Raw genomic sequence first — 16,358 nt, 5'->3', positions numbered from 1 at the left:
TTTTATGAAAACTTCAATGCTTTTTTTGAAAAAAAGCAAAAAACACTTACATTAACGGATATTATGTTGTTATAATTACAAACAGACCGGTTGGTATGTTAGGGGGAATACGTAATTATGGATACAAAATCACTAATGATTGAGAAGGCGACACTCCTTTTTCAACAAAAAGGTTACAAGAGTGTAGGCGTTAGTGAAATTTTAAAAGCTTGTGATGTTACCAAAGGAGCGCTCTATCATCATTTTCCAAATGGAAAAGAAGAGCTATTAATTGCTTGTCTAAAGAGCCTAAAGGAAGCAATCACAATAGATATGGAGGACATTTTCAAAAAGCATTCTTCTACGCAAGAGGCCACGCAATTCATGCTTAATAAGTTAATTCACAACTTGGAAACCGAGGGCAAGCTTACAGGCTATACATTTAGCAGTATTGTCAGTGAAATGGCTACGGTCAGTGAGCCTGTCCGCCAAGCATGTAACTCACTTTATGAGAACATTCAGGCTATTTACTACACGAAGCTTGCAACTGAAGGCTTCTCGAATGAACTAGCTTCTGATATTGCTTTATTGATGACAACCTCGATTGAGGGTGCGATCATGCTGTGTCAAACGCAGCGATCTACCGCACCTTTAAAGACTATTGCGAAACTATTACCGACAATTTTGAAAGGAAGAACATCATGAATCTAGAAACAAGATTACCGAGAAACGGCAAAGAGGGCGCATTATACGGTGCAATTATTTGCACACTAACCGTTCTGTTTATGTCTTCATTAAATATCATTTTAGCGGTTGGAGAATTCAATGGAGAAGTTGCCTTATCGATCCTTAAGGTATTTCCGATCATTTGGGTCATTGTTATGATTTTAGAGCCTGTTGTTATTGGGCGTATCGCAGAAAAGCTGACAGCTAAATTCACACAACCTAGCGATAGCTTCAACGCCAAAATTCTGTTTCGTATTCTTTTCACCGTACTAGGAATGTCATTTGTGATGACCTTTATTGGAGACATCATCGGAAACGGATTGAGTTCTGAAACGTTTAATCACTTCTTAGCGAATTGGCCAAGAAATTTCCTAATTGTACTGATCGCTGAAAGTATAGTGATCCAACCTTTTGCACGATTTGTGATGGTAAAGCTACATGCTTCTCAGGATAAAAAGAAGTCCAGCGCCGCTGGTATAACTGTAAATGGATTATCGGAACAAAACTCATAACATAACTATGCTCTCAGGCGAAGCATTTCGTTTGAGAGCTTTTCTATTACCGTATATAATGATATTTTAGTTGAATCATTGAAACCCTCCTATATAACAAAGAAAACTTAACAATGAAAGGTAATATTGAACATGATGATCTATAGTCGTCTTGCCATAATGATGCCCCCATTTCCCTAGCTAGGCTCATATTCTTGTTGCTGTTCGAGGATATAAGCTTGTAGGAGGGCGAATTTAATATGAAAAAATATGCAGCACCATCTTTACTGCTAATGATTGTTCTTGTGGCTTTTCCGCAAATTAGTGAGACGATCTACACTCCATCGTTGCCGGATATTGCGGTAGCACTTGGGGTCTCTAATAGTTCTGTACAGTTAACATTAAGTATATATTTTATCGGATTTGCTTTAGGTGTTTTGTGTTGGGGTTGGCTCTCTGATTTCATCGGACGGAGACCTGCCATGCTAGGTGGCCTCATTGTATATGGTATTGGAAGCTTGATGTGCTTTTACTCGGAATCCATTACTCTACTTCTGGTCAGCCGTTTCATTCAAGCATTTGGAGCAGCAACTGGCTCTATCATTACGCAAACCATTCTTCGGGAGAGTGTATCCGGGAATAAGCGGCATGCCATGTTTGCCCAAATCTCGGCGGTGATCGCTTTTACTCCAGCAGTAGGGCCGCTTATTGGCGGATGGGTGGATCAAGCTTTTGGTTTTCGAGCGGTTTTCTTTACATTAGTGATGATGAGTGTGTTGTTATTTGTGTATGCTTTTTGGAAGCTGCCAGAAACGACTGATGTTTCCGTGAGAAAAAAGGTGGCTATTCTACCTATCGTTAAAAGAATGCTCTCATTGCCACGTGTACTAGTGTTTGGGTTACTGATCGGGGGCATCAATGGAGTTTTATTTAGCTACTATGCGGAAGCACCCTTTATATTTATTGAACACTTTAACATTTCACCGGGAGTATATGGTTTTCTAGGCATTGTTGTGGCTTTGGCATCGATAGTGGGAGCAATGATGTCCAAGAGATTATTGAGTCTCTATGCCGCAGAAAAAATAATTCACATCGGCTGTTTAGTGATGACCAGTGGGGCTTTGCTATTAACAATCGTAAGCAGCCTTACCTCGTTGCCGAATATGATGTTGATGGTATGCATTCTAATAACCCTTTTTGTCATGTTAATGGGGGCCGGTATCGCTTTACCTAACTGTCTAAGTCTTGCGCTTGTCAATTTTCAGGATGTTGTGGGTACAGCAGGTGCGATCTTCAGTTTGGGATATTACTTATTAGTTAGTTTGGCGACATGGGGAATGAGCGCCCTGCATAATGGTTCATTACTGACGATGCCCATCTATTTCTTAGGGATTAGCGGCGGAATGTGGTTATTAAGTAAAAAGTTTATTGTAGCGGAATAGAATTTACTTCTTAGTTATTTGATTAGAAGGAGATATGGAACGGGGTCTCCATAAATGAATGGCAGTCTGGAACTTTTTGAGTTCCGGACTGCTTTTTATTTGTTAGTCCACTTCCGGCACAATGACTTGGATATGACGAGGGAGAACACTTAGCGTAATTGGTAAAATCGGACCTTCTTCACCATCCACATTGGTTCTTACGGCTTCTGGAGAGCTCACAGTCACATTTTGGGCCGTGAAATAGACAACGTCTTTATGATCCTTAAGGCTGCCAAGTAGTAAAGAAATACTGGCTGTAATGGTATTGAGTATACTGAGGTCTTGAATAATAAAACAGTGAAGCAGACCATCGTCAACCTCAGCATCAGGTATCAGATTCTCGAATCCGCCAACGGAGTTGGTTAACACGGCGAGAAAAAGCGGGGAATCGCCTTGCCATGTCTTCTCGTCATAATGAATGACAAGAGGGTGGGGGGAGGTGCTTGTAAGTTGTTTTAGGCCTTCTTTCAAATATGCAAATGAGCCGAGCTTAGTTTTCTCTTCGATTGAAACGGAGGATAAAGATCCGGCGATTGAACCTACTGCAACAACGTTGCCAAATAAGCGGTCATTCAAGCAACCAACATCCACTGTCTTTACGTTAGAAGAAGCAAGGGTTTGAATGGCTATTTCGGGATTCAGCGGAATCTGTAACGCGCGGGCAAAATCATTAACCGTTCCTAAAGGGACTACACCTAACTTTGGGTGTTGTTTCTGATTCATGAGACCATTAATAGTCTCGTGAAGCGTGCCATCCCCGCCAATGGAGACGACTAGATCGTAACACTCCTCACAGGCAGTGATACAATAACGAGTTGCATCTAGTTCTTTTGCCGTCTCCTTAATCGTAACCAAGTAGCCTTGATCAGCTAGAACTCTTTCTGCATATCTGGCATATTCGCCAGCTTCTTCTTTACCAGATGAGGGGTTAATAATAATCATAGCTTGCCGCATAGGGATTATCCTCTCTTGTTCAATCTAATAGCCTATTAGATGATTACCCCAAAGTGGTATAGCAGAAATCATAACAACCTAAAAAAAGGTGAGCAAGAACGACCTAAGTCGTCTTACTCACCTCTTTTATGTTTGTTAATAGACCTTGTCACCATTAAAAATGGAATTCTTAACGATAACATAGTCGACTTTACGAATAGCTTCTAATTTATTGCCTCCAGCATAAGAAATCGAGGACTGAAGATCTTGCTCCATCTCTCTCAACGTTTCTGCTAAAGCACCTTTGTGCTCGACAACAATTTTTTTGCCCTCAACATTCTTCTTTTCACCTTTTTGGTATTCAGAAGCGGAGCCAAAGTACTCTTTATACAGCTTTCCATCAATCTCGATGGTATCACCAGGAGATTCTTCATGCCCAGCAAATAGGGAACCGATCATGACCATGGAAGCACCAAATCTAATGGATTTGGCGATATCACCGTGTGTCCGAATACCTCCGTCAGCGATAATGGGCTTACTTGCAGCCTTGGCACACAAGCGCAGTGCGGCTAATTGCCAGCCACCTGTTCCGAATCCTGTCTTAATCTTCGTGATACATACTTTCCCTGGTCCAATTCCCACTTTAGTAGCGTCGGCCCCAGCGTTCTCTAATTCTCTAACGCCTTCAGGAGTTCCCACGTTTCCAGCAATAACGAAACTAGCAGGTAGATATTGTTTAATATGTTTGATCATTCGAATGACAGCCTCGGAATGACCATGTGCAATATCGATCGTAATGAATTCCGGAATCAACTGTTCGTTAGCTAATTGTTCAACGAAATCGTATTCTTCTTCTTTGACTCCGACACTAATGGATGCGATTAATCCGCGGGTGTGCATGTCCTTGATGAAAGACGTACGCTTCTCCGGTTCAAAACGATGCATAATGTAGAAGTAGCCATTTTGGGCTAAGAAGCTGGCGATCTTCTCATCTATGATGGTTTGCATATTTGCAGGTACCACAGGTAATTTAAAAGTATGACCACCTAAGGTGACTGTTGTATCACACTCAGAACGGCTATTTACGATACATTTTGCAGGAATTAACTGAATATCTTCATAATCGAATACTTTTTTCATTATATACACCTCTAAATGCGAACATTATAGTATTTTGGTTTGATTATTGTTCGTCCACTTTGTAATGTACAGCATTCCGAACAAGAAGTCAAAATTCTAGTACATTATGGTGTAAATTGGACTTAATTATACGACGATTTGGTGTACGGCTTATGACTCTCATATAGTGAACTGAATGTAGGGACAAGAATATGTATAGATATTAACAAAAGGCCATCCCTATAAGGGATGACCTTTCTTAATTACATTTGAAAAAGCTTGTAAGCAATATACGCTGCAACGATCCAAATGATAATCGCAGAGATCTTATTAATGATCAGCATGATTTTGCCGCTTGAATCTATTTGTCCTACGGTCTTTCCTGCTACAGCAAGCCCAAAGAACCAAATCCAAGAAACCAGGATAGTCGAAACGGCGAATGTAACTTTTTCTATGCCCGTGTAACTAAGGGAGCTGGTGCCGATAACCCCAATCGTATCCAGGATAGCATGTGGATTTAATAAAGAAACGGACATCGCAAATAAGATCTGTTTTTTTGAAGATAGAGGTGCTGCGTCTTGGGATGAAGAGGTAGGTGTGCTTCTCCAGATGGACCATCCCATATACAAAAGGAATACAAGTCCCACAGTAAATAAAGCGGTCTGCAGAACAGGGATGGCAAACACAAGAACGGAAACACCTAAGACGGCTAATAAAATAAGAAGGGTGTCACATAAAGCAGCCGTAATAATAACTGGGATGGCTTTTTTAAACTGTGGCTGTGAGGCCCCTTGGTTAAATACAAAAACATTTTGTGCGCCAAGCGGAAGAATTAATCCAAAGGCTAAGGCGATTCCGTGAAGTAGTGCGGCTAACATAATTGTGTCCTCCGGTGATGAGTAATGCGTTATAAAATTTGCTTTTGAATATGGTGCTCCATATGTTCTAGATAGTCTTGAATCAACCATGCAGGACGTATGGCTGCTCCTCATATTGAATTTTGATGAATCGTTCAAGATTATTGATCGCGGAGTCACATAGATGTCCTAATATTTCTTTTCGTGACCATTTATGCGGCTGGGGGCGCTCTGTCACTTCTGTTTCTGACATAAGTCTGATTTCTTGAGGTGATTTAATGAGCCATTTGTTTAATTGATCCATTACATTTTGTATCTGGATATTCTCGCCCATTGGTTATCGACCCCTTCATCCATAATTTCTGGCTAAATAATATGTACTATCATACAATTTATGCCTTTATAAAAAAAGATGATTAATATAATCTTGTTGTCCCTTAAAAAAGGTAGTAAAGTAACATGATACATACTATTTATGGAAAGAAAGGTTGATATTTTTTGAAAAAAGGAATATTTACAGGTCTTCTTGCGCTCTTGCTGATTACCGCCAGTACGCTATCTTTTAATGTTGTAGAGGCCGCTGGAACAGTAACGAAATTACCTAGCCCCCAATGGAGTCAGCTGAATGTTGTGGGAGCATTAGAAAGCATAGAAGGGGGTCCCGTGGAGGTTCCATCATTAAATACAGTGTATCTCCACACTAAGGAAGAGCATGCTACCCAAACTAAGGTATGGTTGGTTGATACGCTGAAATCTTATGATACACAGACAGGGAAGCTAAAGTGGTCAGTTAATTTTGCAGACCCGGGCACAGCGATGTTTCGTGAATCGAAAGATTATTTAGTGGCGCCAGATGGAACGGTATACATAACCTTTACAGATAATCTTTCACCTGACGCAACTCAGATCTATGCGGTGGGACCAGACGGAAAACGGAAATGGAAAGTGAATTTGTCTCAGACAGAGGGATACTTATATAGACTTGATAACGGGAGTTTAGTCTTTGCATCCCAAGGTAATTTTGATAACAATGGGAATTATAACGGGTCACTAACTTTAATTAATAAAAGTGGTACCAAAGTAAAAAATATTTCTTATAAAGGAACGGTGTTGGCGCAAGGAAATCGTGTCTTAATTCAAACGAATTACGGTGGTGGGAAAGGCTCACGTATCCAGGCACTCGATTCTTCCTTAAATTCAGTGTTTACATATCAAATGCCGACCGATTCGTACACTGAAGTGTATTACAATCAGGTGCTTTCCGATGGAACAGTACTAATCCGTACTAATATACCAAAGACAGGGAATCGGTTATTCGGATTCAACTCTAAAGGTAATCTACTGTGGGGAAGAGATATCGCAGGTGATGCTGTCGTATCCTCGCTTGGTGAAGTTTATGGGGTTTATGCCAATGGCAAGCTGTCTCTATATAATGTCAAAGGATTGGTTAAGTCGGTAGCGCTTAAAGATGAGACAGAATTTTTTGTATCGTTGGGCCGATTACAGGATGGTAATATTGAGCTTGGCTTCCCGGGTTCCACCACATATGTTTTAAATCCTAAAACGCTCGCAGTAGATTATACTTTTAAGCTGAAGGATGATTTTAATTTCAACTATGTAGGCAATGGCGTGGGGTATGTAATGACAGACAATGGATTTTCACGAATTAAGTTTTAATTCCAGAAATCGATTAGGATTGATCAAGGGATGCTGCCCCTAAAGGGATGGTATCTTTTTTTCTATTCTGTAATTACATCCCTAGCATAAATGTCATCCCATCTCATGACCTTTTGTAACTAGTAAGGCCTCAGGGGGTTACACTATAATAAGGGTCTAGTCAGCAGAATTTATAGGGGGCAATGTCTTGTTTAATCTGGTCAAACAGTGGTTCTGGTACGATTGGCTCGTCCTCCTGTTTCGGATTTGTTTTTCTACTTCTTTTATAGTTACGATGTGTTACCTCTCGGAGGACTTTACGATTCCTTTCTGGATCGTGTTTGTTTGGGGTGTGATCTCTTTTTCAGTGCCTTGGTTTTGTTTGCAGCTGCATTATAAGTATTATCTGATGGCGGAGATCCTTCTTTCAGGTGGTCTATGCTTATATTTGGCTGCTCTGTTTCCTGATTCGTATGTAACTTTTCTGCCAATTGCTTTTATGATTGCCAGCAATAGTGCACAGAAGTCCTATCGTTGGTCAGCTCCGATCACGGTGATCTTGATTCCAATAATGTTATCTAAATTGTCACAACAAATGGATGCTATATCGATGATTGTGAACTTTGGCTTGGTGTATACGATTGGCTTCGCTTTTCACTTGCTGGTGGTGAATCATAAGCAGAACGGGATTATTAAGAACCAGAATGCTGTCCTGGAGCAGTATATCTCACAAGTCGAGCGTATGACCCTTCTGGAGGAAAGAGATCGATTATCCAAAGATTTGCATGACACTGTAGGGCATTCTTATACTTCAATTCTTATGGGGCTGGAGACTTTACGTACGGAGGTGAATACCTCTGAAGGAGAGCAAAAGATAGATTCCTTATTAAAGCTAACTCGCAATGGCTTGGATGATGTGCGTAAATATTTGCACCATGTGGGCTCTTCGCAGGATTCATTGACGCTTATGCAGTCCCTGCAGAAATTAGTGGATGATTTCCAGACCTTTTCGAAGGTTCAGGTTCGTCTAAGAACGTTCGGAGAGGCTTATACAATATCCAAGCAGGCTAAAATGACCTTATATAGATGTTTGCAAGAGTCGATAACCAACGCTGTTCGTCATGGTCAAGCCAGTGAAATTGTCATCACCCTGCATTACGAGGAGAAGTTAATTCGACTGGAAGTGCAGGATAATGGATTAGGCACTGAAGATTTAAAAGCAGGATTTGGTGTGAACGCGATGAAGGAACGTGCTTCCAACCTGCAAGGCCAAGTGTATCTCTACTCTAAGCCAGGGGAAGGAACCTTAGTGACCTGTAGTTTACCAAGGCTTGAAGAGATACAGGAGGAAATGATTCGCTTATTGCTGGTCGATGATCAACCTTATATCCGGGATAGTCTGCGAATTATTTTAGAGCAGCAGCCCGATTTTGAGATCATTGGGTTAGCTGAGAATGGTGAACAAGCAGTAGGCTTCTGTGAGCAGGAACAGCCTCATGTGGTGCTGATGGACTTAAATATGCCTGACATGGACGGTGCGGAAGCAACGAAGCTTATTAAGCAAAAGTGGCCAGGGGTACGAGTGCTGATCCTGACTACTTTTCAAGAAACGGATTTGGCAGTCGAAGCACTGCAAAACGGGGCAGATGGCTACTTGTTAAAGTCTACTGAACCGCAGGAGCTATTCGAAGGGATACGTCTCGTACATCGGGGTGTGAAGATGATAACACCAGCTATTACGAATGTATTAATTGATCATTATGAGATGCATCCAACTTCTGAAGCGCAGACTGAGCAGAGTAATGAGTATGGGCTGACCCCGCGCGAGCTGGAAATTCTAGAATGCCTGTCAAAGGGCATGCGTTATAAATCCATTGCAGCTAAATTGTATTTGTCTGATGGAACGGTGAGAAATTACGCTTCTACCATCTATGCTAAGCTGGGTGTACGGAATCGCGAAGAGGCTGTTGAGAAAGCCTTTGGCACATTGGAATAACTAAAACCGAATGATCTGAAATTGTAGAGCGAGCACCTTGTTGTCTATTTTCCCTTGTGGGAGTAGGCGAAAGGTGCTTTTTTGTATGAAATAACTGTCATATGACATTATGGCACTGGTCGATTTTACATCAGGAGCTCTAACATAGGATTTACAAAGATGAACAAATTTTTAGTGCAGAGAGGAAGAGGAGAATATGAGTCAAATGATCCGGAAGCATGTGAGGAATTTCTGTTTCTTATTAATTACTTTTGCCACAGGGCTATTTTACTTTTGCTTTTATTTGGTAGGCATCACTTTTGGGGTCGCGATGTCCTTCACCATAGTAGGGATTCCGATCCTTTATTATGTTTTGCGTTCTACCGAAACCTTTTTACAACATGAGCGAATTCGAACGAAAGTCTATACGGATATCTCCGTTCGGACGCTTCCAACTCGATCTCAAGAACAAGGAAACATATGGGAAAAGGTTAAGGCGGAGCTGTCCGATGAGCATAACTGGAGAGCAATTATAGGGTTAATGCTGCAATTTGGAATTGGAATGCTCAGTCTCATATGTGCAACTCTTTTCTATTTGTCCCCTATTATTCTCTTGTTGTCCCCTATCTTGTATTTCATCGATATCTCTTCTATATCGTTATTCGGGATTGAAAATAAAACACTCAACACCTCACTTCTGTTCATGCTGTTAGGCGCGGTATCTCTTTGGATAGGTGCTTATCTTGGCAACGGTTTAGTAAAGATGATCGGCAGGTATACGCGGCGTTTAGTGAAAGATTTTGCTAGAAGATAAACTTTTACACGAAAGAAGGAAGATTAATGGTAGCCTCAGTTTCATTTATAAAATTATTCTCGCAATCTCTTTGGATGATGTGGGAGAATCTATTTGCTATTGTCACCAAATTCCGCAGCCAGTCTGTGTGGAGATACGGGATATGTAAATTGGTCGTGTTAAAGTATCACGGTGAAAGTATAGTCTGCCAAGATGGACATCAGATTCTTCCCGGAGATTGGGTGGGTGAACTTCATCTGGATAATCGTCAGGTAGTGCAGCTTACGCGTACCCTGGGCGCTGATCGGGCCGGAATTCGAACTGCACGTATGCTTCGCGAGGCCATGAAGGAGATTAGTCGTGAACTAGATAGCAATCCAGAACTAAGCAAAGTGCAGGCGCTAACGGGGATTACGCTACTTCACCGGGGGATCATTCATGGAATAGGGTTTGAGCAGCATCCTATCAAGTCCAAATGGCAGCGGCGATGGTTCGGAATCTATCTTCGGTTCTTACTTCGGATGCTGCATCCGGAGGGGAAACATCGCGTTGAGGACAGCACGGAGAAGTTGTCTCCTAAGATGCTCGTGCTTAGTAAGCAGTCTTTGAAAGCGCGGTTTGCTCCTCGAAGGAAAGAGGCGGTTTCCTAGTGTGGACGCTCCTTATTTTAGCTATAGATGCGATTATTCTTTATATGATTGTTCCGTTTGTGATTACTCGAATATTGGGATGGGGAGTTGTATCCAGAGGAAATGCCGCGAAGGAAGTTGCCTTTACTTTCGATGACGGGCCAGATCCATGCTATACCCCTGAATTATTGGACTTGCTGCATGAACATGACGTTAAGGCAACTTTCTTCGTATTAGGCAAAAGGGCTGAGCAATTCCCGGATTTAATCCAGCGAATGCACCGTGAAGGACATCAGATCGGCATTCATAATTATACACATACGCCTAACTGGATTTACTCTCCATGGACGAATAGACGGAAGCAAGTAGATCGAACAGCTGAAATTGTCGAGCGGATTACAGGAGAGCGGCCTATCTTGTATCGACCACCATGGGGGCTCCTTAATTTAGGCGATCTTGTCTTTCTTAGACGTTCTTATCGGGTAGTGTTGTGGTCTGTAATGGTGGGAGACTGGAAGGCGTCTGTTAGCGCAGCCCAAATAAAGCATGACTTATTGAAAAAAATAAAACCCGGTTCTATCATCGTTCTGCACGACAATGGTGATACACCGGGGGCAGATCGAGAAGCACCGCTGAACATGATCACCGGACTGGAAGAGGTCTTAAAGGAGATTTCAAGAAGGGGGCTGAAGAGCCATCGAGTGGATGAGCTACTGAACAAGGAAGCTAGTCGCATTGGAGAAGCTAGGTCCAGCATCAAACATCACGGTCAGATTAATCTGTAGCTATGGATGACATGATGTCACTAGATTGGAAGGGAATTCAGACATTGAAGAAGAAAACCGTTCGAACCATCGTTATGACCGTTTCTGTAGTATACATGGTGTTGATTTTTGCAGGTCTATGTATGTACACATTTTCTAAGTTTAATGAAATTCTCAGTCATGAAGTTGAACAAAAGCTTAACTATAAGGTGGAGCTTACTTCTACTAAACTGAATAGTCGATTGTCGAATGATTTTCAGAAGAGCTTGGCTGAAATGAGTGAGGAGGATACAGGTTATTATTTTGTCATAGATAAAGCTGGTCGATATGTAGCAAGCCAGAACCCTAAGCACGATATAGGTAAAGCTATATTTGATGAACCGGACATACAGTTGCAAAAGGTTGGTCAGTTCATAGCACAATCTACGGGAACTAGTGGTACGGAGGACTCGAAGAATGTTTATGCTTTTACAAGGATCGGCGATACAGATTACAAGCTAGTGCTAGTGATGTCTGTAGAACAGATCTTGGAGCCAATGATGAACAACCAATATTTAATTATTGGCGGTTTTGTTATCGCTTTGATTATTTTTATTGTCTTACTCTTCATTATCTTAACCCGACTTATTGTACGACCGCTGCGAAGAATTAATGAGCATGTAATGGAGCTTGTTGAACACGGAGGCGATCTGACTAAGAAGCTGGACATGAAGCGTAATGATGAGATTGGGATGTTGGCGTATTCCATGAATCAGTTTCTGGATAACATTCGGGCCATCGTCGGGAATGTTACTTCACAGGCCAATCATCTGAATGAAAATGCAGAAATACTTCAAGTTTCAGCAGAGCAGACAAATGAAACATCCAAGCAGATTACCACGATTATTACGGATATGGCTGTGAGGTCGACGGAGCAAGCAGAACATGTGCGGCAAGTACTCACGATGATGGAACGGACAGGGGAAATCTCTGAGGAAATTATGCAGGAAACGGTAAAGACAGTTAGCGATTCCAATCATTTAATAAAAGCGGTGCAAACTGGCCAGCGTGCAAACCGGGCATCTGTAGATCACTTGGAAACTATGGTTAGTTCCATTGAGCGCTCAACAGAAACCATTGCACAGTTGAACAGCCGATCCAGCCAAATCGGTGAGATCATTAACGTGATTTCCGAATTGGCTAGTCAGACGAATCTACTCGCGCTAAATGCAGCCATTGAAGCGGCCCGCGCTGGAGAGCAAGGGAAAGGTTTTGCAGTAGTTGCAGGAGAGATCCGTAAGCTTGCTGAAGGTTCCGAAAGAGCAGCCGAGCAGATTGCCGAGCTTGTTGGCGCAATTCAAGCGGATACGAATGCAGCGGTCAAAACGATGGAATCGAGTCAACAAGTGGTCAATCAACAGAATGATTTAGTATTACAAGGGCAACAATCTCTGGAGGAAATCTTTCAGAAGGTTGATCTAACAACCCAAAGCACGCTGCGCATTCAAGGCATATTTGGTGAGCTGTCTACAATGTCACATCAATCATTAAAGGCTCTAGTGCAATCTTCGCAGCTCATTGATCAGTCGGCATCGTCCTCACAGGAAGTAGCGGCTTCCACGGAGGAGCAACTTGCGACTATCGATGAGATGACGACCAAACTTAGAGAACTCAGCGAGTTATCTGTATTTTTAAAGTTAGAAGTTGGGATATTTACGATATAGTCTTATGCTAAAAACCTTTCAAACATTTTTTATATAGGAAGGCTATGGTACCATTTAGGATAAAGTGGTTTGCACCTATATTAAATCGTTGAGAAAAGGATGGGGTAGCATGTTGAATGCTTCTTACTGGTTAACCAATATAAGATTAGAGCAGGGTTATGTTATTGAGGATGGACAAGTGGTTGGTACAGATACGAAGGTTTGTCATATCCGAATTGACGGGGATAAGATTTCGGAAGTGGTTGGAGCGGACGTAGAGCTTCAGAGTCATCTACCTAAATATGACTGCAAAGGGTTATTGATGCTTCCTTCCTTTGAGGAGGCGCATATCCATTTAGATAAAACATATTTCGCTGGACCATGGAAAGCGGTAAAGCCTGCTGCCGGTGTCTTCGAACGCATTGAGGAAGAGAAGGTATTATTGCCTAAGCTGCTGCCTATGGCGAGACAACAAGCGGAGAGCATCTTGACGCTTATACAGCGTTTCGGTGCTACACATGTGCGTAGTCATTGTAATATTGAGCCTGTCAGCGGTCTGAAGCGTTTAGAGGCAACCCTGCAAGCATTGGATACCTTCTCGGGCAAAATTTCATCTGAAATTGTAGCCTTTCCGCAGCATGGTCTGCTTCGCTCTAATTCTGTTGAATTAGTAAAGCAATCCCTGGCAGAGGGGGCAACCTATGTAGGTGGTGTCGATCCATACTCAGTGGATGGAGATATCGAGAAGTCACTCCAGACCATGGTCGAGCTAGCGGTAATGAATAATGCTGGCATTGATCTTCACTTACATGATGGAAAAGAAGCAGGAAAGCAGACGCTATCGCGTTTGGCTGATCTCACAGAAGAAGCTGGCTTACAGGGCAAGGTGACCGTTAGTCACGCATTCTGGTTCGCAGGTGCATCGCAGCAGGAAGCAGAGGAAATGGCTGCACGGATGGCATCACTTAGTATGGGTATTGCATCCACAGTACCTATTGGAAGAATGATGATGCCACTACCGATGCTGCACAGCCAAGGTGTACAAGTGAAACTGGCAACAGACAGCCTTACGGATCACTGGTCTCCTTTTGGAAATGGAGATCAATTGGAGAAGGCGGGACGGTACGCAGAGTTATATGGGTGTAGTGATGAAGGGTCATTATCGCAATCCCTTAGATTCATAACAGGAGGGATAACGCCTCTTAATCTAAAAGGTGAACAGGTATGGCCAAAAGTAGGAGACACGGCAAGCTTTGTGCTGCTGCATGCCAGCTGCTCGGCCGAAGCAGTAGCAAGAAGAGCGGACCGTCAAGCGGTATGGTTCGAAGGGCGTCTCGTGAGTGGATCATTATAGGGACATGAGAGGTGGATGACATGCTCATCTCTAACCATTTACAACAGTATAAATCAGCGATGCTCTCTCTTCCGAAGGGGACCGTGCTATCGAAAGATGATCTGCAGGTGGATAAGCTTCTAATGAAGCGAAGCGGGAAGCTTGAAATGTACTATGCACCGCACAATGAATACATTAATCCATCTGCAAAGGTGATTATTATCGGACTAACGCCCGGGTTTACACAAATGAGAATAGCCATACAAGAAGCAGTTATTGGGTTGAAAGCCGGGCTTTCAGATGAAGAGGTATGCAGAAAAGCAAAAGAAGCGGCGAGGTTCGCAGGCTCCATGAGAAGTACGTTAATTCACATGCTAGATACACTTGGGCTTCATCAGTACTTGAACCTTACCTCTTGTGACCAATTGTTTCAGAAGCAGCAAACGAACCTGCATACCACCTCTTTATTGCGTTTTCCTGTGTTCGTAGAGAAGAAAAATTATAATGGGGCACATCCTAAGCTACGTTCAGATCCGTTCCTTAGAGAATGTACGCTATTGTCGTTAGAGCAGGAGCTGGGCATCCTGAGCCAAGCTTTAATTATTCCTCTAGGAAAAACGGTGGAGGGAATGCTCCAGCTTTTGGTATCTGAGGGTAAGCTCGATGATCACCGCTGTTTATGGGGATTTCCTCATCCTTCTGGAGCGAACGGACATAGATTTAAGCAGTTTGCCAGCCAGCAAGAGGACATGACAAAGACGCTCCAAGATCATTTATGGAACGTCTGAGTGATTGATCTTATCGCAACATTTTTCCTGGACCTCACGTTAAGAATGATAGAGTAGCACAATTTCATTCATCTCAGGAGGTATAATTCACAATGAAAACATTCAAAGTAATCGGAGCGGTCCTCGCTGGCACGCTCATAGCATCGAACGTCATCTCTGCTGCTCCAATCCAGCCAGCTCCAGTCAAACCAGCGACTAATTCCTCAGTACCGCAGGATTCTTATGGTGGTCTAAAATATGTGCTAGTCATTGATGGTAACGGCTACTCCCCAGTCGATGTTCCGCTATACGTAGGTTCAAGCAAGGAAGTTATGATCCCAATCCGTACAGCAGCTGAAGCGCTTGGATACAAGCTAACATGGACTCAAAGCCTTCAATCGCTAGGTCTTGAGAAAGATAGCCAGTCGATGTCCTTTCAAATTGCAAAAGATGCTTACCGTAATGGTACAACAATTCTTTCGCTGGGTGCTGTACCAGAGCTAAAGAATGGCAAAACCTACGTTCCATTATCATTCTTCGAAAAAGTATTGAAGCTTAAAGTAGTCGCAGGCCCAACTGGAACCATATCGATTAATTCCAAGGAACAAGGCAATGGAGAGACCGCTTCAGACACGATCAAACAAGGATCAATCACTAGTATTTATAAGGGCGAAAAAAATGCTGAAATCGGCCTCAACGGCTATGGTCATGGCATTCGCCTAGGCATTTCTGATGAAACGGAGATCGTATCTGCTGATAATAAGAAGCTAACCTTTGCTGATCTGCAGCTAGGCATGTCCATCGAGGTCGAGCACAGTATGGTCATGGCTATGAGCATGCCGCCATTGGCGGGCGCGATCAAGATTGTTGTGAAAGAACAAGCTCCCGATCAGCAGACCTTGGGAACGGTTGGCGTGATCGAAGAGGTTACTCCTTCAGATAATGGCACGACCCGCGTTGTAATCAAAGGCGATAAGCTCAGTGATTCTTCCTTCGAGACGATTGTTCTAAATACTTCAGATACTACGACTATTCTCGGCACGAAAGACAATCAGAAGATTGCCATAAGTGAGCTGAAAAAAGGTGACAAAGTGTATGCGTTCTACGGTCCGATGTTGACCAAGAGCTTGCCACCTATCGGCCAAGCGACCAAAATCGTTGTAGAAAACTAAT

16 protein-coding genes are annotated in these 16,358 nt (G+C 42.6%); 12 read left to right on the top strand and 4 right to left on the bottom strand.

Going from position 1 to position 16,358, the window contains the following annotated elements:
* Positions 1 to 117 precede the first annotated feature (117 nt).
* From H70737_RS28950 to H70737_RS28940, 3 genes are all read left to right on the top strand, one after another.
* Positions 118 to 684 carry a TetR/AcrR family transcriptional regulator gene (locus H70737_RS28950; RefSeq protein ID WP_042192916.1) on the top strand — a complete coding sequence of 189 codons (567 nt, stop codon included), beginning with the start codon at positions 118 to 120 and terminating at the stop codon, positions 682 to 684.
* On the top strand, positions 681 to 1,217 hold the full coding sequence (locus H70737_RS28945) for a DUF2798 domain-containing protein (RefSeq protein WP_042192914.1): 537 nt from the start codon (positions 681 to 683) through the stop codon (positions 1,215 to 1,217). The genes H70737_RS28950 and H70737_RS28945 overlap by 4 nt, the downstream gene beginning before the upstream one ends.
* A 239-nt stretch (positions 1,218 to 1,456) precedes the next feature.
* Complete coding sequence (locus H70737_RS28940; RefSeq protein WP_042192911.1) at positions 1,457 to 2,638, top strand: multidrug effflux MFS transporter; 1,182 nt, start codon at positions 1,457 to 1,459, stop codon at positions 2,636 to 2,638.
* A gap of 102 nt (positions 2,639 to 2,740) precedes the next feature.
* Here H70737_RS28940 and H70737_RS28935 read toward each other — a convergent pair whose 3' ends face one another.
* The 4 genes from H70737_RS28935 to H70737_RS28920 all read right to left on the bottom strand — a co-directional run bounded on the left by H70737_RS28935 (position 2,741) and on the right by H70737_RS28920 (position 5,920).
* Positions 2,741 to 3,631 (bottom strand): diacylglycerol/lipid kinase family protein, encoded by an 891-nt coding sequence (locus H70737_RS28935; RefSeq protein ID WP_042192909.1) that lies wholly within the window; start codon positions 3,629 to 3,631, stop codon positions 2,741 to 2,743.
* Between the two features lie 135 nt (positions 3,632 to 3,766).
* Complete coding sequence (guaC, locus tag H70737_RS28930) at positions 3,767 to 4,750, bottom strand: GMP reductase (RefSeq protein ID WP_042192907.1); 984 nt, start codon at positions 4,748 to 4,750, stop codon at positions 3,767 to 3,769.
* Between the two features lie 242 nt (positions 4,751 to 4,992).
* A complete protein-coding gene (locus tag H70737_RS28925) occupies positions 4,993 to 5,607 on the bottom strand; it encodes a LysE/ArgO family amino acid transporter (protein ID WP_042192905.1) in 615 nt (204 codons plus the stop codon).
* 82 nt (positions 5,608 to 5,689) lie between these two features.
* Positions 5,690 to 5,920 (bottom strand): hypothetical protein, encoded by a 231-nt coding sequence (locus H70737_RS28920; RefSeq protein WP_052404462.1) that lies wholly within the window; start codon positions 5,918 to 5,920, stop codon positions 5,690 to 5,692.
* A 164-nt stretch (positions 5,921 to 6,084) separates the two neighbouring features.
* Here H70737_RS28920 and H70737_RS28915 point away from each other — a divergent pair, with 164 nt between their 5' ends.
* From H70737_RS28915 to H70737_RS28875, 9 genes are all read left to right on the top strand, one after another.
* Complete coding sequence (locus tag H70737_RS28915; protein WP_042192903.1) at positions 6,085 to 7,263, top strand: PQQ-binding-like beta-propeller repeat protein; 1,179 nt, start codon at positions 6,085 to 6,087, stop codon at positions 7,261 to 7,263.
* Between the two features lie 187 nt (positions 7,264 to 7,450).
* Positions 7,451 to 9,238, top strand: coding sequence for a helix-turn-helix transcriptional regulator (locus H70737_RS28910; protein ID WP_042192901.1), 1,788 nt, complete (start codon positions 7,451 to 7,453; stop codon positions 9,236 to 9,238).
* A 196-nt stretch (positions 9,239 to 9,434) separates the two neighbouring features.
* A complete protein-coding gene (locus tag H70737_RS28905) occupies positions 9,435 to 10,031 on the top strand; it encodes a sensor domain-containing protein (protein WP_042192900.1) in 597 nt (198 codons plus the stop codon).
* A gap of 26 nt (positions 10,032 to 10,057) precedes the next feature.
* Positions 10,058 to 10,660, top strand: coding sequence for a YkoP family protein (locus H70737_RS28900; protein ID WP_042192898.1), 603 nt, complete (start codon positions 10,058 to 10,060; stop codon positions 10,658 to 10,660).
* On the top strand, positions 10,660 to 11,424 hold the full coding sequence (locus H70737_RS28895) for a polysaccharide deacetylase family protein (RefSeq protein ID WP_231573364.1): 765 nt from the start codon (positions 10,660 to 10,662) through the stop codon (positions 11,422 to 11,424). Before H70737_RS28900 ends, H70737_RS28895 begins: the two co-directional genes overlap by 1 nt.
* A 44-nt stretch (positions 11,425 to 11,468) precedes the next feature.
* Complete coding sequence (locus H70737_RS28890; protein WP_197071254.1) at positions 11,469 to 13,106, top strand: methyl-accepting chemotaxis protein; 1,638 nt, start codon at positions 11,469 to 11,471, stop codon at positions 13,104 to 13,106.
* Positions 13,107 to 13,215: 109 nt separating this feature from the next.
* Positions 13,216 to 14,439: an amidohydrolase gene (locus tag H70737_RS28885; protein ID WP_042192894.1), complete on the top strand. Its 1,224-nt coding sequence runs from the start codon at positions 13,216 to 13,218 to the stop codon at positions 14,437 to 14,439.
* Between the two features lie 20 nt (positions 14,440 to 14,459).
* A complete protein-coding gene (locus H70737_RS28880) occupies positions 14,460 to 15,206 on the top strand; it encodes a uracil-DNA glycosylase family protein (RefSeq protein WP_042192892.1) in 747 nt (248 codons plus the stop codon).
* A gap of 92 nt (positions 15,207 to 15,298) precedes the next feature.
* The gene (locus tag H70737_RS28875; protein ID WP_042192891.1) at positions 15,299 to 16,357 is read left to right on the top strand and encodes a copper amine oxidase N-terminal domain-containing protein; all 1,059 of its coding nucleotides are present in this window, start codon (positions 15,299 to 15,301) and stop codon (positions 16,355 to 16,357) included.
* Position 16,358: the final 1 nt, after the last annotated feature.

The sequence above is a fragment of the Paenibacillus sp. FSL H7-0737 genome, from assembly GCF_000758545.1.
GTDB lineage: Bacteria > Bacillota > Bacilli > Paenibacillales > Paenibacillaceae > Paenibacillus_AQ.
This window is presented reverse-complemented; position numbering and strand designations above follow the sequence as displayed.

Coding starts and splice junctions, on each gene's coding strand:
- H70737_RS28945 (WP_042192914.1), top strand. CDS start 681: ATGAATCTAGAAACAAGATTACCGAGAAACGGCAAAGAGGGCGCATTA.
- H70737_RS28880 (WP_042192892.1), top strand. CDS start 14,460: ATGCTCATCTCTAACCATTTACAACAGTATAAATCAGCGATGCTCTCT.
- H70737_RS28900 (WP_042192898.1), top strand. CDS start 10,058: ATGGTAGCCTCAGTTTCATTTATAAAATTATTCTCGCAATCTCTTTGG.
- H70737_RS28925 (WP_042192905.1), bottom strand. CDS start 5,607: ATGTTAGCCGCACTACTTCACGGAATCGCCTTAGCCTTTGGATTAATT.
- H70737_RS28950 (WP_042192916.1), top strand. CDS start 118: ATGGATACAAAATCACTAATGATTGAGAAGGCGACACTCCTTTTTCAA.
- H70737_RS28920 (WP_052404462.1), bottom strand. CDS start 5,920: ATGGGCGAGAATATCCAGATACAAAATGTAATGGATCAATTAAACAAA.
- guaC (WP_042192907.1), bottom strand. CDS start 4,750: ATGAAAAAAGTATTCGATTATGAAGATATTCAGTTAATTCCTGCAAAA.
- H70737_RS28905 (WP_042192900.1), top strand. CDS start 9,435: ATGAGTCAAATGATCCGGAAGCATGTGAGGAATTTCTGTTTCTTATTA.
- H70737_RS28940 (WP_042192911.1), top strand. CDS start 1,457: ATGAAAAAATATGCAGCACCATCTTTACTGCTAATGATTGTTCTTGTG.
- H70737_RS28885 (WP_042192894.1), top strand. CDS start 13,216: ATGTTGAATGCTTCTTACTGGTTAACCAATATAAGATTAGAGCAGGGT.
- H70737_RS28875 (WP_042192891.1), top strand. CDS start 15,299: ATGAAAACATTCAAAGTAATCGGAGCGGTCCTCGCTGGCACGCTCATA.
- H70737_RS28935 (WP_042192909.1), bottom strand. CDS start 3,631: ATGCGGCAAGCTATGATTATTATTAACCCCTCATCTGGTAAAGAAGAA.